This window comes from Cedecea sp. VD22 (assembly GCF_037150195.1).
Taxonomy (GTDB): Bacteria; Pseudomonadota; Gammaproteobacteria; order Enterobacterales; family Enterobacteriaceae; genus Cedecea.
The window spans coordinates 760,129-785,951 of record NZ_JBBCPX010000001.1 but is presented as its reverse complement, the minus strand read 5'-3'; the positions used below and the strand labels follow the sequence as shown (position 1 = coordinate 785,951).

General features: G+C 57.1%; 25 protein-coding genes. 6 read left to right on the top strand and 19 right to left on the bottom strand.

What is annotated here, in order from left to right; genetic code table 11:
- Window position 1: 1 nt before the first annotated feature.
- Both aroC and prmB read right to left on the bottom strand, forming a co-directional pair.
- Window positions 2-1,087, bottom strand: coding sequence for a chorismate synthase (aroC, locus tag WFK85_RS03780; protein ID WP_008459684.1), 1,086 nt, complete (start codon window positions 1,085-1,087; stop codon window positions 2-4).
- Between the two features lie 82 nt (window positions 1,088-1,169).
- Entirely contained in the window at window positions 1,170-2,102 is a 933-nt protein-coding gene (prmB, locus tag WFK85_RS03775; protein WP_008459683.1) for a 50S ribosomal protein L3 N(5)-glutamine methyltransferase, read from the bottom strand.
- A gap of 173 nt (window positions 2,103-2,275) precedes the next feature.
- Here prmB and smrB point away from each other — a divergent pair, with 173 nt between their 5' ends.
- Window positions 2,276-2,827, top strand: a complete 552-nt coding sequence (gene smrB / locus WFK85_RS03770; RefSeq protein ID WP_008459682.1) for an endonuclease SmrB — start codon at window positions 2,276-2,278, stop codon at window positions 2,825-2,827.
- Between the two features lie 176 nt (window positions 2,828-3,003).
- On the opposite strand, the gene sixA is transcribed toward smrB, so the two are convergent.
- From sixA to WFK85_RS03750, 4 genes are all read right to left on the bottom strand, one after another.
- Window positions 3,004-3,492 (bottom strand): phosphohistidine phosphatase SixA, encoded by a 489-nt coding sequence (gene sixA, locus WFK85_RS03765; protein ID WP_008459681.1) that lies wholly within the window; start codon window positions 3,490-3,492, stop codon window positions 3,004-3,006.
- Window positions 3,493-3,671: 179 nt separating this feature from the next.
- Window positions 3,672-5,837 (bottom strand): fatty acid oxidation complex subunit alpha FadJ, encoded by a 2,166-nt coding sequence (gene fadJ, locus WFK85_RS03760; protein ID WP_336706881.1) that lies wholly within the window; start codon window positions 5,835-5,837, stop codon window positions 3,672-3,674.
- Complete coding sequence (gene fadI / locus WFK85_RS03755) at window positions 5,837-7,147, bottom strand: acetyl-CoA C-acyltransferase FadI (RefSeq protein ID WP_008459679.1); 1,311 nt, start codon at window positions 7,145-7,147, stop codon at window positions 5,837-5,839. The genes fadJ and fadI overlap by 1 nt, the downstream gene beginning before the upstream one ends.
- Window positions 7,148-7,326: 179 nt before the next feature.
- Window positions 7,327-7,611, bottom strand: coding sequence for a YfcZ/YiiS family protein (locus tag WFK85_RS03750; protein WP_008459678.1), 285 nt, complete (start codon window positions 7,609-7,611; stop codon window positions 7,327-7,329).
- Window positions 7,612-7,988: 377 nt separating this feature from the next.
- On the opposite strand from WFK85_RS03750, the gene fadL reads away from it, so the two are divergent.
- The gene (fadL, locus tag WFK85_RS03745; RefSeq protein WP_166990856.1) at window positions 7,989-9,329 is read left to right on the top strand and encodes a long-chain fatty acid transporter FadL; all 1,341 of its coding nucleotides are present in this window, start codon (window positions 7,989-7,991) and stop codon (window positions 9,327-9,329) included.
- 46 nt (window positions 9,330-9,375) lie between these two features.
- On the opposite strand, the gene WFK85_RS03740 is transcribed toward fadL, so the two are convergent.
- From WFK85_RS03740 to ccmA, 13 genes are all read right to left on the bottom strand, one after another.
- Complete coding sequence (locus WFK85_RS03740; protein WP_166990852.1) at window positions 9,376-11,277, bottom strand: heavy metal translocating P-type ATPase; 1,902 nt, start codon at window positions 11,275-11,277, stop codon at window positions 9,376-9,378.
- Complete coding sequence (gene hflK / locus WFK85_RS03735; RefSeq protein ID WP_008459674.1) at window positions 11,274-12,326, bottom strand: protease modulator HflK; 1,053 nt, start codon at window positions 12,324-12,326, stop codon at window positions 11,274-11,276. Before hflK (WFK85_RS03735) ends, WFK85_RS03740 begins: the two co-directional genes overlap by 4 nt.
- The gene (hflC, locus tag WFK85_RS03730; protein ID WP_336706878.1) at window positions 12,323-13,336 is read right to left on the bottom strand and encodes a protease modulator HflC; all 1,014 of its coding nucleotides are present in this window, start codon (window positions 13,334-13,336) and stop codon (window positions 12,323-12,325) included. The genes hflK (WFK85_RS03735) and hflC overlap by 4 nt, the downstream gene beginning before the upstream one ends.
- A complete protein-coding gene (gene hflK / locus WFK85_RS03725; protein ID WP_336706876.1) occupies window positions 13,333-15,297 on the bottom strand; it encodes a protease modulator HflK in 1,965 nt (654 codons plus the stop codon). Before hflK (WFK85_RS03725) ends, hflC begins: the two co-directional genes overlap by 4 nt.
- Window positions 15,298-15,463: 166 nt before the next feature.
- On the bottom strand, window positions 15,464-16,222 hold the full coding sequence (gene mlaA / locus WFK85_RS03720; protein ID WP_008459669.1) for a phospholipid-binding lipoprotein MlaA: 759 nt from the start codon (window positions 16,220-16,222) through the stop codon (window positions 15,464-15,466).
- Window positions 16,223-16,235: 13 nt separating this feature from the next.
- Window positions 16,236-17,300: a cytochrome c-type biogenesis protein CcmH gene (locus tag WFK85_RS03715; RefSeq protein WP_336707007.1), complete on the bottom strand. Its 1,065-nt coding sequence runs from the start codon at window positions 17,298-17,300 to the stop codon at window positions 16,236-16,238.
- Between the two features lie 8 nt (window positions 17,301-17,308).
- Window positions 17,309-17,866 carry a DsbE family thiol:disulfide interchange protein gene (locus tag WFK85_RS03710; protein WP_166872115.1) on the bottom strand — a complete coding sequence of 186 codons (558 nt, stop codon included), beginning with the start codon at window positions 17,864-17,866 and terminating at the stop codon, window positions 17,309-17,311.
- On the bottom strand, window positions 17,863-19,818 hold the full coding sequence (locus WFK85_RS03705; RefSeq protein ID WP_166990843.1) for a heme lyase CcmF/NrfE family subunit: 1,956 nt from the start codon (window positions 19,816-19,818) through the stop codon (window positions 17,863-17,865). Before WFK85_RS03705 ends, WFK85_RS03710 begins: the two co-directional genes overlap by 4 nt.
- Window positions 19,815-20,294 carry a cytochrome c maturation protein CcmE gene (gene ccmE / locus WFK85_RS03700; protein ID WP_008459665.1) on the bottom strand — a complete coding sequence of 160 codons (480 nt, stop codon included), beginning with the start codon at window positions 20,292-20,294 and terminating at the stop codon, window positions 19,815-19,817. Before ccmE ends, WFK85_RS03705 begins: the two co-directional genes overlap by 4 nt.
- Window positions 20,295-20,507 carry a heme exporter protein CcmD gene (ccmD, locus tag WFK85_RS03695; RefSeq protein WP_008459664.1) on the bottom strand — a complete coding sequence of 71 codons (213 nt, stop codon included), beginning with the start codon at window positions 20,505-20,507 and terminating at the stop codon, window positions 20,295-20,297.
- Window positions 20,504-21,244: a heme ABC transporter permease gene (locus tag WFK85_RS03690; protein WP_039295647.1), complete on the bottom strand. Its 741-nt coding sequence runs from the start codon at window positions 21,242-21,244 to the stop codon at window positions 20,504-20,506. The genes ccmD and WFK85_RS03690 overlap by 4 nt, the downstream gene beginning before the upstream one ends.
- 29 nt (window positions 21,245-21,273) lie before the next feature.
- Window positions 21,274-21,933 carry a heme exporter protein CcmB gene (gene ccmB, locus WFK85_RS03685; RefSeq protein WP_166990840.1) on the bottom strand — a complete coding sequence of 220 codons (660 nt, stop codon included), beginning with the start codon at window positions 21,931-21,933 and terminating at the stop codon, window positions 21,274-21,276.
- Window positions 21,926-22,534, bottom strand: a complete 609-nt coding sequence (gene ccmA / locus WFK85_RS03680; RefSeq protein WP_336706872.1) for a cytochrome c biogenesis heme-transporting ATPase CcmA — start codon at window positions 22,532-22,534, stop codon at window positions 21,926-21,928. The genes ccmB and ccmA overlap by 8 nt, the downstream gene beginning before the upstream one ends.
- Before the next feature lie 203 nt (window positions 22,535-22,737).
- Here ccmA and WFK85_RS03675 point away from each other — a divergent pair, with 203 nt between their 5' ends.
- From WFK85_RS03675 to WFK85_RS03660, 4 genes are all read left to right on the top strand, one after another.
- Window positions 22,738-23,679 (top strand): formate/nitrite transporter family protein, encoded by a 942-nt coding sequence (locus WFK85_RS03675; protein WP_336706870.1) that lies wholly within the window; start codon window positions 22,738-22,740, stop codon window positions 23,677-23,679.
- 110 nt (window positions 23,680-23,789) lie between these two features.
- A complete protein-coding gene (locus WFK85_RS03670) occupies window positions 23,790-24,641 on the top strand; it encodes a MurR/RpiR family transcriptional regulator (protein ID WP_336706869.1) in 852 nt (283 codons plus the stop codon).
- Window positions 24,642-24,864: 223 nt separating this feature from the next.
- Window positions 24,865-25,296 carry a PTS sugar transporter subunit IIA gene (locus WFK85_RS03665; protein WP_336706868.1) on the top strand — a complete coding sequence of 144 codons (432 nt, stop codon included), beginning with the start codon at window positions 24,865-24,867 and terminating at the stop codon, window positions 25,294-25,296.
- Between the two features lie 11 nt (window positions 25,297-25,307).
- Complete coding sequence (locus WFK85_RS03660; protein ID WP_336706867.1) at window positions 25,308-25,781, top strand: PTS system mannose/fructose/N-acetylgalactosamine-transporter subunit IIB; 474 nt, start codon at window positions 25,308-25,310, stop codon at window positions 25,779-25,781.
- The last annotated feature ends 42 nt before the right edge of the window (window positions 25,782-25,823 follow it).

Sequence of the window (25,823 nt, the reverse complement as noted above, 5' to 3'; positions counted from 1 at the left end):
CTTACCAGCGAGGCAGCGGGGAAGAAACGTCAGCGTTCTGAGCGCGCTGGCGCAGCAGGTGATCCATCAGCACGATAGCCAGCATTGCTTCTGCGATCGGCACAGCGCGGATCCCCACGCAAGGATCGTGACGCCCGCGGGTGATCATCTCCACTTCTTCGCCTTCGCGATTAATGGTTTTGCCCGGCACGGTAATGCTGGAAGTTGGTTTCAGGGCCATGTTAGCCACGATCTGCTGACCGCTGCTGATGCCGCCCAGAATGCCGCCCGCGTGGTTGCTCTGGAAGCCTTGCTGGGTGATTTCATCCCGGTTCTGGCTGCCGCGCAGGTTCACCACGCCGAAGCCTTCGCCAATTTCCACGCCTTTCACCGCGTTGATACTCATCAGCGCGTGGGCAATGTCTGCGTCCAGGCGGTCAAAGACCGGCTCACCGAGGCCCGGCGGCACGTTGTCAGCCACAACGGTCACTTTCGCGCCGATGGAGTCGCCCTCTTTTTTCAGGCCTCGCATCAGCTCGTCCAGCGCGTCGATTTTATCCGGGTCCGGGCAGAAGAACGGGTTCTGCTCAACCTGATCCCAGTCTTTGATTTCCAGCGGAATATCGCCCATCTGCGTCAGGCAGCCGCGAATTTTAATGCCGAATTTCTGCTCAAGGTATTTCTTGGCAATGGCGCCCGCTGCAACGCGCATGGCGGTTTCACGGGCAGAAGAACGGCCGCCGCCGCGGTAGTCGCGCAGGCCGTATTTTTGTTCGTAGGTGTAATCCGCGTGTCCCGGACGGAACACGTCTTTGATGGCGCTGTAATCCTGGGAACGCTGATCGGTATTTTCAATCAGCAGGCCAATGCTCGTGCCGGTCGTCACGCCTTCAAACACGCCGGAGAGAATTTTGACCTGGTCAGGCTCACGGCGTTGAGTGGTGTAGCGCGAGGTGCCCGGACGGCGGCGATCGAGATCGTGCTGCAGGTCGGCCTCCGTCAGCGGGATGCCCGGCGGGACGCCGTCAACAATGCAGCCCAGCGCGATGCCGTGAGATTCACCAAATGTCGTTACGCGAAAAACCTGTCCAATACTGTTACCAGCCATCACGGCTCCTTAATCACCGTTCTAGTTATTGTGTTGTGCGCGGGAAGTAAAACGAGCCCGAAGGCTCGTCTACGTTCGGCAATTAATCTTTGTAGATACTGAAGTACTCGCGAGCGTCAATCAGCTGCGCTTTAGTCAGCATAAATACGCCGTCGCCGCCGTTGTCGAACTCAAGCCAGGTGAACGGCACCTCCGGGTACTGTTCCATCAGGTGTACCATGCTGTTCCCCACTTCACAAATCAGGATCCCGCCGTCGGCCAGGTAATCCGGCGCGCAGCCAAGAATACGACGAGCCAGCTTCAGACCATCGCTGCCGGCCGCCAGGCCCAGCTCAGGTTCGAAGTGGTATTCGCCCGGCAGATCCGCCATGTCTTCTTCATCAACATACGGCGGGTTCGTCACAATCACGTCGTACTGCACTTTAGGCAGGTCGCGGAACAGGTCAGAGCGAATCGGCGTGACGTTGTGGTCCAGGCCGTGCTCGGCAATGTTCTGCTCGGCCACGGCGATAGCGTCAGGGGAAATATCAACAATATCCACTTCCGCATTCGGGAATTCATAGGCGCAGGCAATCCCGATGCAGCCGCTGCCGGTGCACATATCCAGAATGTGCTGCGGCTCGTGGTCGATCATCCCGGCAAAGCGGTTGTTAATCAGCTCTCCAATCGGCGAGCGCGGCACCAGTACACGTTCGTCCACGTAGAACTCGTGGCCGCAGAACCAGGCTTTATTGGTCAGGTAGGCAACCGGAATACGTTCGTTGACGCGGCGAATCACGCGTTCGACGATGCGGTGACGCTCGCTTGGGGTCAGACGCGCGGTGCGCATGTCTTCAGGAATATCCAGCGGCAGGTACAGACTTGGCAGAACCAGCTGAACGGCTTCATCCCATGGATTGTCGGTGCCGTGCCCATACCAGATGTTGGCGGCGCTAAAGCGGCTGACCGACCAGCGCAGCATGTCCTGAATGGTATGCAGCTCGTTTACTGCCTCATCGACGAAAATTTTATCCACGTGCCCTCCGCAGGCGACTCACGCTAGTTCAATAATAATCGGCTAGTTTGCCATGAAGGAGGCGACAAATCAGCATTCATCGACGCCGGGAAGCCGCGAAATTTGCGTTTTCTTTATTGCTGCCGGGTAAAGCAGGTAAACTGGCCGCAAAGCGAATGCGAGATGAGAGAAACATGAAAAAAAAATCACCGCTCAGTTCCGAAGATGAGGCGCTGTTTCGCGGCCTGATGGGCGGCACGAAAAAACTGGCTCAGGACACGATTGTCCACCGCCCGGTGCGCAAGAAAATAACGGAAGTGCCCGTGAAGCGTCTGCTGCAGGAGCAGGCTGATGCCAGCCACTATTTTTCCGATGAGTTTCAGCCACGCCTGGCGACCGAAGGGCCAATGCGCTACGTGCGCGAAGGCGTGAGTCATTTTGAACTGAAGAAACTGCGTCGCGGGGATTATTCTCCGGAGCTATTTCTTGATTTGCACGGTCTGACCCAGCTTCAGGCCAAACAGGAGCTGGGCGCGCTGATAGCCGCCTGCCGCCGCGAGCATGTTTTTTGTGCCTGCGTGATGCACGGCCACGGTAAACACGTCCTAAAGCAGCAAACGCCGCTCTGGCTGGCGCAGCATCCGCATATTGTGGCGTTTCATCAGGCACCGAAAGAGTACGGCGGCGATGCCGCGCTGCTGGTGCTGATTGAGATTGAGGAGTGGCAGCCGCCGGAGCTGCCATAAGCTCAGCGCAAGGGATTCCCCTCACCCCGGCCCTCTCCCATAGGGGGAGGGGGAAAACGATCGGGAGCAGTCCCCTCGCCCCTTTGGGGAGAGGGTTAGGGTGAGGGGGAAAATCCTGAGCACCTTAAAAGCAAAAAGAGCCGCGTTCGCGACTCTTTTTTTCATGCTCACAGCAATCAGATAGCCTTAGCCACCTTGAAGTTGCAGGGGCTCATCTGCCAGTTAAACACACCTTTACCGGAATCCGGGTCCAGCGTGACGTTGGCAATGGCCGAAGTCGTAAACATCGGCGGAGCCTCTTCCGGGCAAAGCTCGGAAACCAGATAACCCACGAGCGGCAGGTGGGAAACCACCAGCGCAGATTCAACACCTTGACTTGCCAGCGCCAGCAGGTAATCCCCCACCAGGCCTACATCACCGCAGGGCCGCAGCTCTGGCAGGATGTCTTCTTTTTCCGGGAGGTTCAGCGCTTCCCGCACCACGTCCAGGGTCTGTTCAGCTCGCAGGTAAGGGCTCACCAGAACACGTTCGATACTTGCCACTTGACCCGTTAACCAGGTCGCCATCAGACGGGATTCATCACACCCACATTGGGTTAAGGGACGAACCGAGTCGCTGGCAGCATCGAGTGCTGCGTCGCCGTGACGCATGATAAAAACTTGCATATTGCACCGCTTTTGTTAACCAGGAACGCCTGAACCCGCACGCTGAAAAAGTGGGGTTCACGGCAGCCGGGCATTGTGCCTTATCCGTACATCGAATGAAACGCTGTCTTTTACCTCAATGCTGCAAGTATAGTCAATATCTGTTTACAAAATGACCTTGCAGCGTACATTTACCGGTTTTAGCTCAGCGCTTCGTCAAGCTCGGTCACCGGCTGCGACGTCAACGCGGACCAGAAACTAAGGTGTTGTTCAGCCATAATAATCAGCCTTTCACAGGGGCTGAACCGCTCCCCGTACTGGCTCGCTAAACGCTGTAATTTTGCCACCACATCGGCGGCCCCCAGGCTGTCCATATACCTGAACGGCCCGCCTAAAAACGGCGGAAAACCAATGCCGAAAACGCCGCCAATATCGCCATCACGTGCGCTTCTGACCACACCTTCATCGAGGCAGCGAGCGGCCTCGTTGAGCATCATCATGACGCAGCGCTCGGCGATGTGTTCCGGGGTCTGACGCCCGTTCGGCGTCACGCCTAATAGCGTGTAAATCGCTGTGTCAGGCTGTTTCTTGCTTTTACGCCCTTTTGCAGGATAAAGATAGAAACCGCGACCATTTTTTCTTCCTTTGCGATCGTCCTTCAAGATTGCATCCACGGTATCAGGCGCGGCAAAGCGATCGCCGAAAGCCTGCTGCAGAATCGGGATAATCTTCGTGCCGACGTCTATCCCAACCTCATCCAGCAATTGTACCGGCCCCACCGGAAAACCGAACTTCACCAGCGCATCGTCAATACGCTCGATCGGCTCACCTTCCGTGAGGCAGCGCAGCGCTTCATTAACATAAGGCGCCAGAATGCGATTGACGTAAAACCCGGCGCTGTCGCCTACCACAATCGGCGTTTTGCCCTGTTTTTTCGCCAACTGCACGGTCGTGGAAATGGTTTCCGCGCTAGTCCCTGCATGAGGAATCACTTCGACCAGCGGCATTTTGTCTACAGGGCTGAAGAAATGCAGGCCAATAACCTGCTGCGGGCGCGCTGCCTGAGCGGCAATATCGGCAATCGGCAGCGAAGAAGTATTCGAGGCAAAAACGGTGTGCGGTGCGGCATACTGTTCAACCTCAGCCACCATTTTTTGCTTCAGCGCCAGATCTTCAAACACGGCTTCCACCACAATATCTCTCTGGCTAAAGCCGTGGTAATCGGTTCCACCGGAGATACGTGCCAGTTCGCGCTGGCGCTCAGCAGGCTTCATATGGCGACGACGAACTTTCTTCTCCAGCAGATCCCAGCTGTATTTCAGCGCGTGGTTAATGCCTTCGTTGTTAATGTCCTTAATGCGCACCGGAAGCTTGCCTTTGGTGGCCGTCACATAGGCGATCCCGCCGCCCATTAATCCCCCCCCCAGCACGCCGACAGAATTTAGTTTGCCGGGCTTTGCTTCACCGCCATACTCTTTTTTCAGCTCCGTACTGGCAAAGAACAGGCCGCGCAAAGCGGCAGATTCGGGAGACATGGCCAGCTCACCAAACGCTTTGGCTTCGGCCTCATAGCCGCTTTTGCTCCCTTGCTCCAGCCCGGTGCGGATAACCTGGATAATGCGGCCCGTTGCCGGGTAATTGCCCTGCGTCTTCTCTTCGGTCTTCTTGCTGACCATGCTGAACAAGAGCGAGCGCCCCAGCGGCCCGGCGAGTACGCGTTCTTTTACCGGCAGTTCACGCGAAGGTTTCCGCCCTTTAAGCGCCAGCTCAACAGCGGCCTCAAGCAAAATAGATTCGGGCACCACGTCATCCACCAGCCCCAGCTTCAGGGCCTGACGCGGGCGCAGCTGCTTGCCGGTCAAAATCATGTCCAGCGCATTGCTGACGCCTATCAGGCGAGGTAAACGCTGAGTGCCGCCCGAGCCCGGCAGCAGGCCCAGTTGCACTTCCGGCAGGCCAAGCAGCGTTTTAGGTGAATCGGTACAGATGCGGACATGGCAGGCAAGCGCCATCTCCAGGCCGCCGCCCAGGCAGGCGCCGTGAATCGCGGCCACCACCGGGATCGGCAGCGCGGCGATTTCTGCCATGATCTGCTGCCCCTGCCTCGCCAGCTCTTGGGCTTCTTCAGCCGTTTTGCAGCCGCCTATCATGTTGATGTCGGCCCCGGCGATAAAGTTGTCCGGTTTGCCGGAGATAAATACCAGCCCCTGCACGCTCGGGTTGTCGCGCAGCTTTTTAATAATGCTGTGTACCTGCGCCCCAAATTCGGCCTTCAGGGTATTCATTTTTTCGCCCGGAACGTCGATGGTCACTACGGCAACGTTATCCAGTCGGATGTGTAAATCGAATGCGCCTTGCTGTGCCATCACTCCACCTCCAGAACCATTGCCGCACCAAGCCCACCGGCCGCACACGCGGTAACGAGGCCAAAGCCTCCCCCGCGGCGACGCAGTTCATGCAGCGTCTGGGTAATCATCCTTGCGCCCGTCGCCGCAAACGGATGCCCGTAGGCGATCGACCCTCCCAGCACGTTAAATTTCGCGTCATCGACTTCGCCCGTGGCGTGAGCCCGGCCCAGCACATTGCGGGCAAAGTTTTCACTGGAAAGCATTTTCAGGTTGGCTAACGTCTGCGCGGCAAAGGCTTCGTGCATATCAAACAGGGTCAAATCATTCAGCGTAATGCCCGCGCGCTCAAGCGCCAGCGGCGTCGCCCACGCCGGGCCAAGCAGCATATCCTGCCAGACATCAATGGCGGTGAACGCGTAGCTGCGCAGGAAACCGAGCGGCTTGAGGCCAAGCTCTTTTGCCCGGGATTCGGTCATCAGGATCACGGCCGCAGCGCCGTCCGTCAGCGGCGTACTGTTAGCCGCGGTCACGGTGCCGTGCTTGCGGTCAAACGCCGGACGGAGTTTTGCATAATCGGCGAGGCTGGAGCCTTTACGCACGTTGTTATCTTCAGCGAACGGCTGACGATAGGGAGGAATAAACGCCGTCATCACTTCATCGGCCAGCTTTCCTTCCTGCCAGGCCTGGGCGGCACGCTCGTGGGAACGATGTGCCAGCGCGTCCTGCTGTTCGCGAGTGATGCCGTGAGTTTTCGCCATCTGCTCAGCGGTATCCCCCATACGCAGACCGGTAGAATATTCAGCCACGGCGGGAGGAACTGGCAAAAGATCGCGAGGACGTAATTTGGAAAACAGTTTCAGCCGCTGCCCAAGCGTGCGCGCTTTGTTCACGTCCACCAGCGTACGGCCCAGCTTTTTGCTGACGCCAATAGGCAGCACGGAAGAAGAATCTGCGCCACCTGCAATCCCGGCGCGAATGGTGCCGGCCATCAAACTTTCGGCTACGTTTGCAACGGCCTGGAAACTTGTGGCGCAGGCACGGCTGACGCTGTAGGCATCGGTATGGACGCTCATGCCGGTCGCCAGCACGATTTCACGGGCAATGTTTGGCGCTTCCGGCATTTGTACCACCTGGCCAAAGACCAGTTGCTCAATCGCCTCGGGCGGCACTTCGCTGCGGGCCATCAGCTCGCTCACCACCATATTGCCGAGATCGACGGCGGGAATACCATGAAAAGCCGTGGCCTGACGGGCAAACGGCGTGCGTAAACCACTGACAATGGCAATACGATCGCCCTGACGGGTAATCAACGGCAGTGCCTGACTCATAACGCTCCCCTGCTAAAAAAAGTGAATACAGACAAAAAGTGGTCTGACCTGATCACAGTCTTAACTAAAAATTCACATCCAGCCAACCAGCGGGCGAGAAAAATGGGAGAAGCGACACGAATTATTACATAACGAAATGAACGCCCCCGCTTTACACGGGGGAATTAGAGAGCGGGAATTTAACGCAGGCCGAGCTGGAAAATCATCGTTTCAGCCTGGCAGCTAAACTGGAAATCGATATCCAGCTGCACGCCGTCGGCGACTTCGGTGTAGCGCGGTGTAATCTGGCAAGGTTCAGACTCAACGTCACGGGCTTTAGCCGTTAACGCAGCCAGCACTTCATCGGCTTCTGTTTTGCTAGTAAATACACGGCTGTAGGAGGCGATGCAATCTGTGTTGTCGATAATAGAACCGACATCAATGCAGCAGCAAACCGGGGTTTCATCGGCGGTATTTTTACTCATCACGCTTTCCTCTGTAATGCGGCTTAAAATAGGAGAATGGTTAAAATAATTGTGGCTATTTTACGCCCGCCGTTGCATCTGCTCCAGTTGATAATCCTCACAAAACCGACAAGTGACGGAAATCACACTTAAAAATGATCTAAAACAAATAACATCCCCGCTTTGATGAGAAGTTCCCCCCAATTTTGCCACTCAGATCCCGTTTTCAAGATCAAACATGAAAAACTTTAGAAACAAACTTGCAACATCCTCGCTGGTCAGACCTATACTCTCGCCACTGGTCTGATTTCTCTGTACCCGATCAGTCCCTACTATTCGCGCTCCTGTTACGGTATGTAACATTGTTTGCATAAAAATAAATCAATGAGGTTTTGGTCATGAGCCAGAAAAACCTGTTTACAAAGTCAGCCCTCGCGGTTGCAGTGGCAATAGTCTCCTCCCAGGCGTACGCCGCCGGCTTTCAATTAAACGAGTTCTCTTCCTCTGGCCTTGGCCGAGCGTATTCGGGGGAAGGTGCAGTTGCGGATAATGCGGGTTCAGCAAGCCGCAACCCCGCTACCATCATGATGTTCGATCGCCCTTCTTTCTCCGCTGGTGCTATCTTCGTTGACCCGGACGTTGATATCTCTGGCCGTTCGCCGTCAGGCAAAAGCCTGGATGCGAAAAACATCGCGCCAACCGCATGGGTCCCTAACCTGCACTTTGTGGCGCCGATCAACGACCAGTTTGGCTGGGGTGCGTCCGTCACCTCCAACTACGGCCTGGCCACCGAGTATAATGACAGCTACGCAGCGGGCTCGATGGGCGGTACCACCGACCTGACGACCCTGAACATGAACCTGAGCGGCGCCTACCGCCTGAACAGCAACTGGAGCTTCGGCCTCGGTTTCGACGCGGTGTATGCTAAAGCGAAGATTGAGCGCTATGCGGGCGATCTGCCACAAATTCTGGCGGCAAATCCAAAAGTTCCAGCAGCTTATAAAGGTCTGCTCGGATCTATCCCTGCAGATACCCAAATCGCCCATCTGAAGGGTGACAAATGGGGCTTCGGCTGGAACGCTGGGATCCTGTATGAAATTGATAAAGACAACCGCTACGGCTTCACCTACCGCTCTGAAGTGAAAATTGACTTCGACGGCGACTATAAGAGCAGCCTGCCACCATCAAGTGCTTTGCCACCGGCACTCTCCGGTATCCTGTCCGCAAACAACATTCCTGTCGGCACGGGCGGTGCGACTATTCCAGGCTCTCTGAACCTGTATCTGCCTGAGATGTGGGAACTGTCCGGTTATAACAAAGTGGCGCCTAAATGGGCCATCCACTATAGCCTGACCTACACCAGCTGGAGCCAGTTCCAGGAGCTGAAAGCGAAAGACAGCAACGGCCAGAAGCTGTTCTATAAAGATGAAGGCTTCCGGGATGCTTACCGCATCGCGCTGGGTACCACCTACTATATGGACGACAACTGGACGTTCCGTACCGGTATCGCGTTCGATGACAGCCCGGTGCCGGCTAACAAGCGTTCTATCTCCATTCCGGACCAGGACCGCCTGTGGCTGAGCGCCGGTACCACCTATGCGTTCAACAAAGACGCGTCTGTGGACGTAGGCGTTTCCTACATGCACGGTCAGAAAGTGAACATTGAAGAGTACCCGTACTCCTTCAAATCTGAAGGTAAAGCCTGGCTGTACGGCGCTAACTTCAACTACGCGTTCTAAGTTACTGCCCCGAAAAGTAAAGCGCCTTCATCAGAAGGCGCTTTTTTTATGCCTGCTCGTTTAGCTTCTCTTCAAACCGCAGTAATCTTCCCGCATTGCCGAGCACCAGCAGCGTGCTGAGATTATGCAACAGCGCAGCGATAACTGCGCCAGAAGCGCCAAGCCAGCCAAAAGCCGCCATCGCGACAATGGCCAGCGTCCAGCCCAGGCCGATAAATACGTTGACCTGCAAAGTCCGGCGGCAGCGGCGGCTCAGGCGCACGCAGGTGCCCAGCCGGCGAAGATCGCTGCCGATCAAGACAATATCCGCCGAAGACATCGCGATGTCGGACCCACCGGCCCCCATTGCCACGCCCACCACGCCAGCCTTTAGTGCCAGCGAATCGTTGATACCATCGCCGATAACCATAGGCCGGTAGCCGCTGTCGATTTGCCGTTTCACCTGCGCCAGCTTGTCCGCGGGCAGCGCCCCGGCCACTACGTCAGCGATCCCCACCTGGTGCGCAATTTTGTCCGCAACCGACTGGCGATCGCCGGTCAGTAAAAGCTGTCGGTTTAGCCCAAGATCGCGCAGCTCGGCCATCGCCGTTGCCGCCTCACTTCGCAGACTATCGGCCAGCAGCAGCCAGCCAAGAAAACGGCCATCCAGCGCCAGCCCGACAATCGGGCCATCGTGCTCAGGGGCTGCAGGTAAGTCGCTCAGAGTGGAGGCTAACAGCTCACGCCTGCCAAGCACCGCTTCTCCCTGCGGTGTAGAGGCGGAAACGCCTAGCCCCTGATGCTCACGCACATTTTCGAGAGGCAGCCAGGCTTCCCGCGAAACAATCTCGCTTACCGCGCGGCTGACCGGGTGATTGCTGGTCGCGCCCAGGCTGGCCGCCAGGGTTTGCAGCAAAGTGGGATCGGTGTCGCCATAAGGCGCCACGGCCTGCAGGTGTAGCCTGCCGTGGGTTAGCGTACCGGTCTTGTCGACCACCACGGCGTTGATCTCCGCCAGCTCCTCAAGAAAGGCCGCGCCGCGAATTAAAATGCCGTGGCGGGCGGCCACCGTCAGCCCGGCAATAGATGATGCCGGGGCGGAAAGCACAAGCGCGCAGGGACAGGCTGCCACCAGGACGGCCAGCATCGCCTGGGCATCCTGCGTCAGGAACCAGGTGCTGGCGGCAATCATCAGCACCAAAAGCAAATAACGCGCCGCGTGGCGCTCGAGCAAACGCGTTATCGGCGGGCTTGCCTGTTCCGCGCTTTGCATCAGGGCGATCACGCGCCCCAGCGTCGAGGTCTCTCCGGTACGCGTAACCCGGATGCGCAGCAGACCATCCAGATTTATCGCCCCGCCAAAAACTTCCGCACCCGGCACAACTTCCTGCGGTACGGACTCCCCGGTAATCGGTGCCGTGTCCAGGCTGGCTTTGCCTTCCAGCACCAGGCCGTCGGCAGGAATATGGTCCCCGGCACGCACTTCAACCACATCGCCAGGTTCGAGATCGTGGTTGTCAATATCCTGTAATTCACCGTCCGCGCTTAAGCGCCGCGCCCGGCTGCGCGTGAGTTTGCTCAGCGCGGCAATAGCTTCCTGCGACCCAATCACGCTGCGCTCTTCGAGAATATGCCCGACGATCATGATCAGCGGCAGCAGCGCGGCGGTCAGAAGATCCCCGGTCGCCCAGGCACCCAGCAATGCCAGCGCGATAAGCTGGTCGGTCAATCCGTGCAGGCTGGGGTAGCGCAGGCTATGCAGCGCGTGACGCAGCACCGGAACAGCCACAACAACCGAGGCTGCGCCCAAAAGTAAATCGCCAACGGCAACCTGCTGAGGCGCCAGCCACCGCCAAAGCAGCCCCAGAATCAGCGCCCCGCTGGCCACCAGCGCCAGCATCAACTGGCGGGTAATATGCCGCTGCTCCTGGCGGGTCAGCGCCCCACCGGCTTGTACAGAAGAAGTCATGGTTTCGTCGCCTCTTGTTGCGCTACACCCTGCAGGATCAAATGCGCATCATCCTGCGGCGACACGGTGATTACCGACCCGGCCTGGGACAGGATCCCGGCTATTCTCTGGCGATAAATACGTCCCAGCAAATCAGGATCGTCATGGTTGCTGGCCAGACGGGCAATTGTCGCCGTGTCCGACTGCGCCTTCGCCACGCTCTCCTGCGCTTTTGCCTGGGCAGTTTGCAGCATCTGGTCGGCCTGTTGAACCGCCTTTTGCCGCGTTAATGAGGCATCGCTTTGCGCCGTCGCGATCGCTTTCGAGGCCTGCTGGCTGGCGGTTAAGACCGCATTGAATGCCGCCACGGTCGTCAGCGGTAAAGCAGACTGCACGGTCACCCGCTCAAGAGTAATCCCCGCATCGCTCCCCGACTGCTGAAGCCGCAGCAAATTCTGTTCGATATTCCGCTGCACGTCGCTCCGCAGCTGTTCGCGCTGCTGAGCCACGTTCATATCGTTGCCGGGCATTTCGGGCCGGGCAACCAGAATGGTATCCAGATCGCGGGAAGCACAAACCGCGACCGCCGCGCGCTCGACCAGCCGGTCCAGCAGCGGCAGGACATGCTTGTCCTGTAAGACGTAAGCAGTTGGCGTTCTGACCCGGTAAAATACGCTAATATCCAGTTGCACAACGCCCGCATCACCGGTGAGCAAGAAACCAGAGCCCGAAACAGCATCATTGCCGGGGCCACCGTTGATATCCAGGCTTTGCGCTTCGGACGAGCGCAGCAGCGCGGTCACCCGGTGTTCAATCACCCGATCCGGTCCTGGCACCATCACTACTTCATTTACCGGCGCGGGCCAGGCAAGCAGCAAGCCAGGCTCGGCCACGCGCTGCTCAGCGCCGAAGCGCAGCACCACGGCCCTGCTGCCCGGCGGAATTTGCCGGACATTCGACAGCAACCACGCCCCGGCGGCAAACAGCGTCAGCACAAAGATCGCGATAAACGCCAGCCGAATCGACTGCGTCCACGGCCCACCGGGCTCAAGTTTTTGCCGTTCAGTCATGGTTTTTTATCCGCCGCTTTATCCATTTGCGGCCCGTCAACCAGCAGGCTGAACGGTTTGGCATCGGTACGCAGCACCAGTCGGGTTTGCGCATTCACCATGCCGCTAAGCGCGTCAATCTGGCGCAGCAGGCTATAAAGCTGCGGGGCGCTGGCATAAGCTTTACCGTAAATGGACGCCGTTTGTACCTGGGCCTGGGCTTCGATATCCGCCGCTTTCACTGAGGCCTGAGCTTCGGTGATGCGAGCATCGCGATCGGCGGCGGAACGAATCTCTGCCGCCGCGCGCTTACCTTCCGCCGTGCGCTCAATCGCAATGGTTTCACGCTCTGCTCGCATACGGTCAACCGTGGCGTTGAGCGTCACGGCCGGCAACGTCAGGCGTTCGGTGCCCATCTGCACCAGCCTGATGCCGTAACTTTGCAGCAGCGGCTGGCTGATTTGCTGCTGAAGATGCGATTCAAACTCCGCCAGCTGAACCTGCTTGCCGTCGGTGTTCACCAGTTGAGAAAGCGTGAAGCCGCTGGCGGTGGTTTCCAGCGCTGAGCCTAAGTAGGTGCGAATTTGCCGGGCCGCTTCATCCGGCTGGTTTTGCACCGCCCGCATAAACCGCTGCACGTGTTCAGGCGTGCTGTCCACTTCCCATACCGCGTAGGACTGAACGATGATCCGCAGACCATCGCGCGTGCCGACATCCTGCAGCCCGCTGGACGTCGTCCGCAGGCGCAGATCCACCACCGTTGCCGTTTCAAAAGGGGCAGGCAGGCGCCAGGCAAGCCCCGGCTCCAGCAGCACGCGGACGGGTTTGCCGAAACGGGTGATCACCAGTGATTCACCGGATCTCACCTGCACGAGGCTCGCAGCCGCAAGCAGAATAACGACTAAAACAACGGCGGCGGTAATACGCTTCCAGGCGCCTTTTTTACCCCCTTCCGGGACGGAAGAGTGGCCATGACTGCAGCCGTGGCCGTGGTGGTGATCATGATGTCCATGAGAGTGGGAATGGCTCACCGGGAAAGCTCCTGTGCGGGTTTAGCGGGCGCGTCACGCCGCGCTGCATCGGTAGAAGTAGGGAAATCACGCAGATCGAGCGTGGGCGGCGAACCGGCACCAATTCGCTGGTCAATGACCAATAATGGGCGGCCGCTGAGGGCCTGCTGAAGCTGTTTAAACCAAAGCTCGTCGATAAAGACCTGCCCTGCCTGCTGGTAAGCATTCTTCTGCGCGGCAAAGCGGGTGGCCGTTGCCTGAGCTTCGCTTAGCGCTTCGGTAGCATTAACCTGCGCCGTGTTTTCGCGCACTGCAGCATTGGTCGCGGCAATCGCGGCTTTTTCTGCCGCACTTCCCTGCTCTCTCAGAATCAGAGACTGCGCGGCAATCTGCGCGGCCTGTACACCATGAAAAGCGTCGGCCGCCCCGGCAGGCGGATGAATCGCCTCCACGACGGTAGAAAGGATTTCCACGCCGCTGTGCAGGTTATCCAGTTGCTGCTGCACGGCCTGGTTAATCTGCCCGGCCAGGTCGTCACGCCGCTCGCTCAGGACATCATCCAGCGTTAAAGACGAGAACTGATGTACCAACACCTCATTTGCCGTGCTGCGCACCAGATCAGACAGGTTCACTGCCCGGTAGGTTGCCGCCAGCGCGGCGTTATCAGTCAAGCCAATACGCCACATAAAGCGCACGTCGCTGTTAACGATCTGCAGGCTTTGCCGATCCCCGCTCTGGCTGGCGATGATTTGTGCTTTGTCGAAGTTGTGGGTGGCATCCCAAAGCCTGTCGGCGCTGGCGGGCGCGGGGCCTTCGGCATCGGCGCGTTTTACAGGAGGTTGGCTGGCTGGATCTTCCCCGGCAGCCAGCTCATGCACCTGCCCATTTTCGGTCAACTGCACCCGACCAAACGGCCAGGGCAGCCCCAGATGCAGCCCCGGCTCAAGCACTGCCACAGAGCGGCCAAAGCGCTCATACACGCCTCGTTCGGTGGCTGAGATTTGCTGCAGCCCGGTCAACAACCAGCCGCAGATCACCATCAGGGTCACCATCGGGATAAACGCGCGCTTCAGAACGCTGAAGGCCCAGACCTGGCGAAGATCGATGCCAAACCGCTGGTGCAGCTCCTGCTGTAAAAATCCGAGCGGGCGCGGCGGCCAGGTTAGCTGGGCGGCAAGCTGGCTTTTGGGGATAAGCCTGGGCTCTGTCGTGCCGTCTCCGGGGGGTGCGAACAGAGAAAACAGCCCGCGCAGCATAAACTCGACGGCAACCAACAGTACCAGTGCAGCGGGCAAGTTTATCGCCAGTGCACTGCTGAGCTGTGGCCAGACAAGTCCCGGTAAACTCAGCACCTGTACCGCCATCACCAGGCGCAGCAGCGGCGCTATCGACCCGGCTTCCGGGGAAGCTTCTTTCGATACCGCACTGAGATGCCGTTCGGCCACCAGCAGCACAAAGACGGATCCTGCCAGGCACGCTACAGCTATCCAGCGGTTATTATTGTCCAGCAGCGGAACGTAGCGGCTACTCCAGCCAGAAAACGCAATATAGAACGCCAGCGCGGCAAGCGCCCCGGACCAGATGCCTTCTGCCTTAAACAAAGCTTCAGCCCGGGCAAAATTTAACGGCACCAGGCCCGTAAGCCAGCTTAAAAGAGGATTCCTGGGCGCTTCTTCCTCCTGAACCGAAGGCTCAATCGGTGGGGAAAACTTAAAGCTTCGCCACTGGCAAATACGCTGCGTCGCGTGCAGCGAAACAACCAATAACAAAAGCGCTGCGGCATTGCTGCAGAGTAAAGCGACCCAGCGGGAAGCTGGCTCCAGGATACTGACCGTCAGCGCCAGCAGGAGCATCATAAACAGCAAGAAGGTTAAGGCGAACACCGCACGCGCGGCGAATCGGGCCTGCGCGCCGGCCAGCGAATAGCGAGCGGGCAGCGCCTGAGGCAGCAGTTCAGCTTCGGGTAACCGGGTAGGTGGCATGATGTTTTAAGCGTGAGGTGCGCAAGAGTTGCGCAGTATTTTTAGATTGTTATTTTATAACATACCAACACAAAATGCTGGCGAGTAAAGATGTGTCATTTTATGTCAGTGTTATGACAATAAAAAAGCGAACATCAATGTTCGCTTTTTCACATCCAGGTAGCACTTACTGGGAGTCGATATCTTTCAGGTCATCCTGAATCGCCGCCGCGTTCGGGTTCGCCTCTGGCTTAAGCTGGCCGCCGTTAGCCAGGAAGTCATGGCGCTGGAAGTAGGCTTCACGCACGGTGATATAAGGATCGGCTGACTGGCGCAGCAGGCCGTCGGAATCCAGCAACTGGGCGCGCGTTTCGACACCTTCGACCGCCCATTTACCGATGGACATCGGCCAGGTCAGCCAAGAAAGCACCGGATACAGCGTATCGACAAAATCACCGCCGTCTTCGCGCAGCGTGAAGCTGCCATAGCCCGGTAACATCACATAAGGACCGTAGCCTACGTCGTAATGGCCCAGCGTGCTGCCGAAGCGGTGAGGCTCGACGCGCTGAAGTTTAGGGTTAGCCATCCCGGCCACGTCGATGAAGCCCCCCATCCCCAGCAAGGTGTTCAGGAAGAAGCGCGTAAAGTGCACCATCCCCTGGTACGGGTCGCCCTGCACGAAGTAGTTCACCATCGTGGCGGGCTCTTCGAGGTTGCTGGTGAAGTTGCTCAGGCCGTTGCGCGCGGGCACCGGCACATAGTCACGCCACGCTACGGCCACCGGACGTAATACATACGGGTCCAGCACGTTGTAGTTGAAGTTGAACATTGAACGGTTGAACCCTTCGAGCGGGTCCGAACGCCCCTGAGGCTGCTGGCTACCAGAACTGGCACATCCCACTAATACCGTTGTTGCCAGAGCAAGTCCGGTCAGGCGGAAATTCATTAGCGTCTCCCTATTATTGTTTGTCTGCGCTTTCAGTGGTGCCCGGTTCAAGCTGGGCCCTCGCCTGATCGATGCTGCGCTCAATGACGGCGCGGCGCTGGTCGTTTGCCGGTAAAATTTTCAGCATCATGTCCCACGCCCCAATCGCCTCACGGTAGTTCTGGCGCTCAAAAGCATTGAACGCCAGCAGGCTGAGCACGCGAATATTCGTGTGGTCATCTTTTAACATTTCGCGGAGCAGAAGCCCACCAAGCTGGTTATCCTGCGCGTCGGCAGAGCGGGTCAATACTTCAGCATAGCCCAGCTTTGCTTCGCCGTTTGTGGGCGCAAGTTTATAGGCGTGAGCAAAAGCCTGTGTCGCCGTTGTGGCGTTATTCAGCACCATGCCAATGCGCCCAAGCATCATCCAGCCTTCAAGATTATCAGGCTGTTGCTGCAATCGCGTGCGTAATCCTAACCCAAGACGCGCCATCTCTTCCATAGTCAGCGGCGCGGCCTGCGGGTCAAGAACACGTTTTAACAATGCTGGCGTCTCGGCCGTCGCCTGCCGCCAGGCCTGCACCTGCGCCAGCCCGGACGTTTTCAGATAACTGCCAGCGCTGACCGCCAGCAGCAGCACGCCCCCCGGCAAAAAGACCCATAGCGAGATTTTCCCTGCGGTTATCCCGCCGTTCAGCGCCGGATTTTCTTCCGTGAGCGAAATCTTTTGCCGCCTGCGGCTGCGCAAGACAATCACCGCCGCACCACCGACAATAAACAGCCCCGGCAACACCCAGAGGATCACCGTGGCTGGCGTCAGCGGCGGCTCATAGGTCACAAAATGGCCGTAACGCTCCACCATATAGTCCACAATCTGTTGCTTGCTTTTGCCCTGCTGCATCAGCTCGTAAACTTTAAGCTTCATGTCTGAGGCAATCATTGCGTTGGAATCCGCAATACTGTTGTTCTGGCATTTCGGGCAGCGCAGCGCCTCGGTTAGCTGACCGAACTGCTGCTCCTGCGCTTCATCTTTAAAAGTGAAGGTATCAATGGCCGCCGCCGCATTTAGGCTAAACAGCATCCCGAGCAAAAAGAACATTGCGCGCATCATGAGCCCGCCTCCTGGCTGTATTTCTCCCAAAGCGGCTTCAGCTCCTGCTGCCAGACGCGATCGTTCAGATCGCCCGCGTGGCGGTAGCGGATGATCCCCTTGCCGTCGATCAGGAAGGTTTCCGGCGCGCCGTACACGCCGAGATCCAGCCCCAGCATGCCGTTGCCGTCAAACAGGCTTAGCCTGTACGGGTTACCGAGATCGCGTAGCCAGGTAATCGCTTTATGGCGATCGTCTTTATAGTTCATGCCGACGACGCGGACGCCCTGCGCGGCAAGCCCGTTAAGAAACTTGTGCTCGGCGCGGCAGGTTGGGCACCAGGTCGCCCAGACATTCAGCAGCAGCGGCTTGCCGTCCGCCAGCACTTCCCGCCCCCACTCTTTACCCGGCTCATCGAGCGATTCCAGACGAAACACCGGCACAGGCTTACCAATCAGCGCCGACTCCAGATCCGTGGGCGCTTCGCCCTGGGCATTGCGCGCCAGCTGCCAGAGCAGCAGCGAGGCCAGCAGCAGAAACAGCGCCAGCGGAATAAACAGATAGCGGCGCTTCATGCTGCGGCCTCCGGCTTAACTTTACGGCTGCGATAACGCGGGTCACACAGGCAGCAAAGCCCGCCGAGGGCCATCAGCAGCCCGCCCGCCCAAATCCAGCGCACGAAAGGTTTGTAATACAGGCGTACCGCCCAGCTGCCATCGTCCAGCTCTTCGCCCAGCGCGGCATAAAGGTCACGAGTGAAACCGCCGTCGATGGCCGCCTCGGTCATCATCGCCCGGTTGCTGTTATAGAAACGCTTTTCGGCGTGCAGCGTGGCTTCCGGCTTGCCGTGGCGGGTGACGTCAATCACGCCCACACCGCCGCGGTAGTTAGGGCCGGTGATGTCCCGCACTTCCCGGAACACAAAGTGGTACTGATGAATATCAATGCTGTCGCCGGACTTCATACGCACATCGCGCTCGACGCTGTAGCTCTGGCTAAAGGCGATGCCAACCACCGTCACCGCCAGGCCCAAATGCGCGGAAACCATCCCCCAGTGGCTGGCAGGAATTTTGCGTACCCCATCCCAGAAGCCGTGGCGATGCGTGGCGCGCTGATAAACCTCCATCAGCGCCAGCACAAAGACCCAGATGGCCATCAGCAGGCCGACCACCGTCATCGCCTCTACGCGATCCTGCATCAGCCACGGTAAAAGCAGCGACAGCATCAGCGTGATAACCACCGCCGCCAGCAGATGCTTGCGCAGCTTGCCCGGCTCGTCGCGCCGCCAGCGAACCAGCGGCCCAATGCCGAGCATCAGCGCAAACGGGGCCATCAACGCAGTAAACATCGTATTGAAGAACGGCTCCCCGATGGAAATGCTGCCGAGGCCAAGCTGCTTATGCACCAGCGGCAGCAGCGTGCCCAGCAGAACCACCAGCATGGCGGCAATCAGCAGGACGTTGTTGCCGAGCAGGAAAGACTCGCGCGACCAGAGATCGTTGCTCACGCGGGAGCGGACTTTGCTGCCTTTGACCGCATACAGCAGCAGCGAACCGCCGATAACGACCACCAGGAAAGCCAGAATAAACATGCCGCGCGCCGGATCGGACGCAAAGGAATGCACCGACACCAGCACGCCGGAGCGAACCAGGAACGTCCCCAGCAGGCAAAGCGAGAAGGCGCTTATCGCCAGCAGCACCGTCCAGGCTTTAAAGCTGCCGCGTTTTTCGGTAACGGAAAGCGAGTGGATAAGCGCCGTGCCCGCCAGCCACGGCATAAACGAGGCGTTTTCTACCGGGTCCCAGAACCACCAGCCGCCCCAGCCCAGTTCGTAATAAGCCCACGCCGAACCCAGGACAATCCCCACGGTCAGGAAAGCCCATGCCGCCAGCGTCCACGGGCGAGTCCAGCGCGCCCAGGCGCTGTCCAGCCTGCCGCCCAGCAGCGCCGCAATCGAGAAAGCAAACGCCACAGAAAAACCTACATACCCCATATACAGCAGCGGCGGGTGCAGAATCAGGCCGATGTCCTGTAGCAGCGGGTTTAAATCTCGCCCTTCCAGCGGGTAGTCCGGCAGCGTGCGGATAAAAGGATTGGAGGTGAAAATAATAAACAGCAGGAAGCCGAAGTTAATCATCCCCATGACAGCCAGCACGCGGGCGTGATCTTCTTTAGGCATGCTGCGCCCGGTGAGAGCAACGGCAAACGTCCAGCCGCTCATCATCAGCACCCACAGCATCAATGACCCTTCGTGCGCCCCCCAGGTGGCCGCCACGCGATACCAGACCGGCAGCTCGGTATTCGAGTTGTTGGCGACGTAAAGCACGCTGAAGTCGTTCACCACGAAGGCGTTAACCAGTATCAGGAATGATGCGCAAAGGGTGATAAACAGCGCCCAGCTAAACGGCCGCGCGGAGGCCATCAGCCGCTGGTCACCGCGCGCCACGCCCCAGAGTGGATAAACGCTTAATAGCAAAGACCAGCCGAGCGCCAGGCTTAGCAGGAACCCACCGATTTCCGGCATCATGAGGCGTTATCCTTATACACTTCCGGAGCCTGCTGGTGATTTTGCTCCATCGCCGCTTTTACCTCCGGCGGCGTGTAGTTTTCATCGTGTTTCGCCAGCACTTCTTTGGCGTGAATAAGCGTGGCACCTTCCATCACGCCCTGGGCAACCACGCCCTGCCCCTCGCGGAACAAATCCGGCAGAATGCCCTCGTAGGTCACGTCCACCACACCGCGCGCGTCATACAGCTTGAAGCTGACCTTCAGGCTTTGGCTGTCGCGCTTCACGCTGCCCGGCATCACCATGCCGCCGATCCTCAGGCGCTGCCCGGTTTCCGGCATTAAATGACTTTCGCCTTTGCCGTAGATAATTTCGCCGGGGGTATAAAACAGGTCGATATTGCTGCGTAGGGCGTACAGCACGAGCGTTATTGTCAGCCCAAGACCGGCCAGCACCGCCACGGCCAGATAAAGCCGGTTTTTACGACGCGGATTCACTTAAACTTCCTCCTGGCGCTGACGAGCGACACGAATACGCTGCTCTCTGGCCTGCTGGCGCGCCACCGCCCGCAGAATGGCGCGGTGCTGGTAGCGGGTATGAAAAATCAGCCCAAGCAGCGGCAGAAGCGTAAAAGCCACCGCCAGCCAGACGTAAAAGGCGTAGCCGCCCATGGCGAAAAACTCGCCCCAGTGTGTGAACGCCCACGTCATGATTTTGCTCCTTTGCCGTTAGCAAGCGCTAACACCCACGGACGGCGGCTTTCCTGTAACAGCAGCAGGTTACGAAGGCGCATCAGGGTGAGCGTGATAAACAGCGCGAGGAAGCCGAAGATAGTCCAGCGCAGCGGCGTACGCATGGAAGGGTCGATGGACTGCTGCATATTGGTCGAGCCCTGATGCAGCGTGTTCCACCACTCCACCGAGAAGTGAATAATCGGCAGGTTCACCACGCCGACCAGCACCAGAATCCCGGCGGCACGGCCCGCAAGACGGCGATCGTCAAACGCGCTGTACAGCGCGATGGCTCCCACGTAGAGGAACAGCAGCACCAGTTCGGAGGTCAGCCTCGCGTCCCAAATCCACCATGTGCCCCACATTGGCTTCCCCCAGGCGGAGCCGGTGACCAGGGCGATAAAGGTAAACGCCGCCCCGACGGGAGCCATCGCCATCACCGCCAGATCGGCGGTTTTTATCTGCCACACCAGGCCAATAAAGGCGGCAATCGCCATGCTGGCGTAAATGCCCATCGACCACATCGCCGCCGGGACGTGAAGGTACATGATCCGGTAGCTTTGCCCCTGTTGGTAGTCCGCCGGGGCAATACCAAAGCCCCAGACGCAACCGACCACCAGCAGCACCGCGCTGAGGATAGCCAGCCAGGGCAGCAGGCGGCCACAAAAGTGGTAGAGCCGCTCGGGTTTAGCCAACTGATGTAATGTTTTCCACATAGGTTTTGCTCACAAAACAAAAAATAAAGTTATGCAACGCTTACCCGCAGCGCCGCCGCCGTAGCGAACGGGCTTAGCGTGGCGCTGCCGGCCAGCAGCGCGCCAAGAATTGCCATATAGCCCTCCACCGGCAGATGCATCGAGGCGGCATCCATCGCGGCGGTGGCAAAAATTAAAAGCGGGATGGTTAGCGGCAACACCAGCAGGCTGAGCAGCACCCCGCCCCGCTTCAGACCAACCGTTAACCCCACGCCGGGCGCGCCGAGAAAGCTCAGCGTCGGCGTCCCCAGCAGCAACGTGGTGGCCATCACCTGCCAGCCATAAAAATCCAGCCCGAGCAGCAGGGCCGCCAGCGGTGAAAGCAATAACAACGGCAGCCCGGTCACCACCCAGTGAGCGGTCACTTTCGCCAGTACCACCAGCGGCAAAGGCACCGGCAGCAGCATCAGCTGTTCCAGCGAGCCGTCCTGAAAGTCATCCCGGAACAGCCTGTCCATCGCCATTAAAGAGGCCAGCAGAGCCGCCACCCAGATAACCCCCGGCGCAATGCGCGCCAGGAGCTGCGGCTCCGGGCCAATGCCGAGCGGAAACAGGGTTATCACAATCAGGAAGAACCACAGCGGGTTGGCGATTTCAGCCCCGCGACGAAACACGACCTGCAGTTCGCGCCAGAAAATGCGCCTAATCATAAACAGCTTCCTGCAAATGAATCTGCCGTATAGCGCAACTTAGCGGCTGATGGCTGGTGAGAATTACTATCCCGCCAGCTTCGGCGTGCTGCTGCAGGCGCAGGGTCAAGCGCTCAATGCCGGCGGCGTCCAGGGCGGTAAACGGTTCATCCAGAAGCCAAAGCTTTGCCGTGGAAAGCCACAGACGAGCGAGCGCGGCGCGGCGCTGCTGCCCGGCGGAAAGCTGGTTGACGGATAAATCTTCGAAGCCGAGCAGCCCGGTTTGCCCGAGCGCAGCCCACAGCTGTTCTTCAGCTACATCGGCATGAAAAAAGGTGAGATTTTCAAAAGGGGTGAGAACGGATTTGATCCCCGGCTGATGGCCAATCCACAACAGGTCACCGTGGAAATTATCGCGTTGGCGGCGAAGTGGCTGATTTTGCCAGAAGACTTCGCCCTCATCGGCCTGCGCCAGTCCGGCCAGAATACGTAAAAGCGTGGTTTTCCCCGCGCCGTTTTTGCCCGCCACCTGCACCATTTCTCCCGGCTCAACGCTAAACGACAGCGCGTTGAACAGCGTGCGATCGTCACGCTGGCAGGTCAGTTGTCGGGCTTCTAGCATCAGGAGGCGCTCCTTGTCTCGGGTGACGCTAAGCATATCATATCGCCCTGTTTTCTTCAGGTTACCCCCGACGCCTTCGGCTACTCCATTAGGGTTAATTGGCTTATTCAGATCAAATCTTGGGCGATTATTCCCATTCGTCAAAAACGTGGGATAAAAACCGCTACGCTTAAGTGAACATTTTCCGACCTGGAACCGCCCTGATGGACAAGATCGAGCCCGATGAAATAGCTAAGAACGATGAGCTGGCAGTGGACAGCGATGAGAAATCGAGCGGCAAGAGAATAGAAGTGGACGAGGATCGCCTGCCCTCCGGCGCGATGGCGATTCACGAGCACATTCGCCAGGACGGGCAAAAAGAGCTGGAGCGCGACGGCATGGCGCTGTTCTGGTCTGCCGTGGCGGCGGGTTTGTCGATGGGCGCCTCGCTGCTGGCGAAAGGGATTTTTCACGTTAACCTGGTCGGCGTGCCCGGCAATTTTCTGCTGGAAAATATTGGCTACACCTTTGGTTTTATCATCGTCATTATGGCGCGCCAGCAGCTGTTTACTGAAAACACCGTCACCGCCGTGCTGCCGGTGATGCAGCACCCGACCACCAGCAATTTGGGGCTGCTGATGCGGCTGTGGGGCATTGTGCTGTTCGGGAATATTGTCGGCACCGCGATGGCGGCGCTGGCCTTTGAATTTATGCCGATATTCGACGAAACCACTCGCAAAGCCTTCGACGATATCGGCATGAAGGTGATGGCAAACCCGCCCGGTGAGATGTTCGCCAATGCCATTATCTCCGGCTGGATCATCGCCACCATGGTGTGGATGTTCCCTGCCGCGGGCTCGGCAAAAATCTTTGTTATCGTGCTGATGACGTGGCTGGTTGCGCTGGGTGATTTAACCCATATCGTGGTCGGCTCGGTCGAAATTCTTTATCTGGTGTTCAACGGCACGCTGCACTGGAGCGAGTTCTTCTGGCCGTTTGCCCTGCCCACCTTAGCCGGGAATATCTGCGGCGGAACGTTCATCTTCGCGCTGATCAGCCACGCGCAGATCCGCAACGACATGAGCAATAAGAAGAAGGCCGAGGCGAAGCGGAAGCAGGAGGAAATGAGCCGAAACTCAGCGAAGAGCGGAAAATGTGACGGGTAAATTGTTCATCTTCCAGGCAAACGGACTAAGCCAGTACGTATTTGATAACCCCAGTGCGAGATTGTACTATGAGCGACGAAATAACATTCTTATCCGATGAAAGGTGTTAGATGTTTGACCTAAAATTGCGCGAAGTTAATGACGGATTATCCGCTAAAGAGCGCGGCGTCGCGGCTTTCATTATTGCGAACAAGCAATCATTGAAAAATATGAGTATCCAGACGCTGGCGAAAGCCAATGAGGTCAGCACTACCACTATTCTGCGTCTGTGTCACAAATTAGGCTACCAGGGTTTTAGCGACCTTAAAATTGACTTAATGACGTCTTCAGCGACAAAACATCATGAGTCCGTTTTACAAGAAGATATTAATATTGATGATTCGCTGGAAGCCGTAAACGCAAAAATTCATCTGATAGAAAAATCATCCATCGATGAAACCCACGCGATGATGAATCCAGAGCAGCTCGAACGCGCCTGTCGGTTAATCAGGAAAAGCCAAAAAATTGCTATCTACGGAGCCGGAAGCAGTGGTCTGGTGGGCAAAGAGCTGGAATATCAGCTGATAAAAATAAAAAAAGATGTCAGTTGCCACCTCGATTACAGTATTCAATTCAATATCGTAAACACCTTAGATCAGGACGATCTGCTGATTATTATTTCGCACTCCGGTGATAATCATGAAGCAGTGAAACTCCTGACACTGGCTCAGCAACTCGGCGTGCCCTCTATTGCAATTACCCGCATGGGGCAAAGCCGTGTGTCCGCTCTGGCGGAGCTCATCCTGCATACCATATCTACTGAGAGCATTTCCCGACTCATTCCAATTCGCTCCAAAATGTCACAGCTTTCGGTGATCAATATGCTGGTGACTAACCTGTTTATTCAGCAATACGACAAACGCTTGCTAAAACAGATCCAAACCCGTGCTGAACGTTTTTACAATCTGAACAATAAACCCTAGTCCATTCACCCTAGTGCTTCATACCTCTCTCCTGTTCTCCCTCCATAGCACGATGCTCTGGCGGACTGGAAACGCTGTCGATATTTAAAAAGTGATCCGTTTCCCAAAACGAAGACGATGCGCTTCTCATTCCGCCCTTTTCTCGATAAAAGTAACAACATTACTTTAAATTAATAAAATTTAAGTAATATTGTAACTTACAATCAATTTCAGGGAGAAATTAATGCTAACCGAGATCCCCGTCATCTTAGTCAGTCACGGTCCCTTTGCTCAGGGGGCGCTGACCTGTGCCGAAATGCTTGTAGGCAAGCAAACCAGCGTTGCGGTGGTATCAATTCAGGAAGATACTCCAATTGATAACGCTCGCACCTCGCTACGAGAAACCTACCAGTCGCTTAATCAGGGTAATGGCGTACTTATTCTTGTCGATATGATGGGCGGGTCACCGTGTAATTTAGCCAGCGAACTTCTGTTAACTCAGGATGATATTTTTTTATTCTGCGGTTTCAATATTCCTACCCTGCTGGAGGTGTTTAACAATCGCAGTTTACCGCTTAATGAAATCGCAGCCCTCCTTGAAGAAATGTTTCCTGATAGCGGCTTCAACGTCGGAAATTTATTAAAAGCCGAACGGGAATCGTCAACCGAACTTTAAAAGGACATACCATGCCTATTAATCTCGCCAGAATCGATGACCGCCTTATTCACGGTCAGGTTATTACCACCTGGGTTAAAAATCACGATATTGAACAAATACTGATCGTCAACGATAAAGTGGCGAGCGACTCCGTGCAGCAGTCTGTTATCAGCATGTCGGCGCCTCCAGAATTAAAAGTCCAGATTTTTGGCGTGCAAAAGTTTATTGATATCATGAAAAAAACTGAGATTAAAAGACGGACAATGCTGCTGTTCACAAACAGTGTCGACGTTAATGCCCTGGTCGAAAATGGCCTGGATATTAAGAAATTAAACGTCGGCGGCATGAGAATGCATGAAGGGCGTAAAAGTCTGTCACGCGCCGTTGCCGTTACACCAGAAGAAGATCAGGCCTTTAAATCACTCATTGCCAGGAATATTGCAGTAGAAATACAAATGGTGCCCAAAGACACCATTGTTGAACTGAAATCATTATTGGATTAATAGCATCACGCAAAGCCCTGAAATCGTTCAATTGCAGCTAAC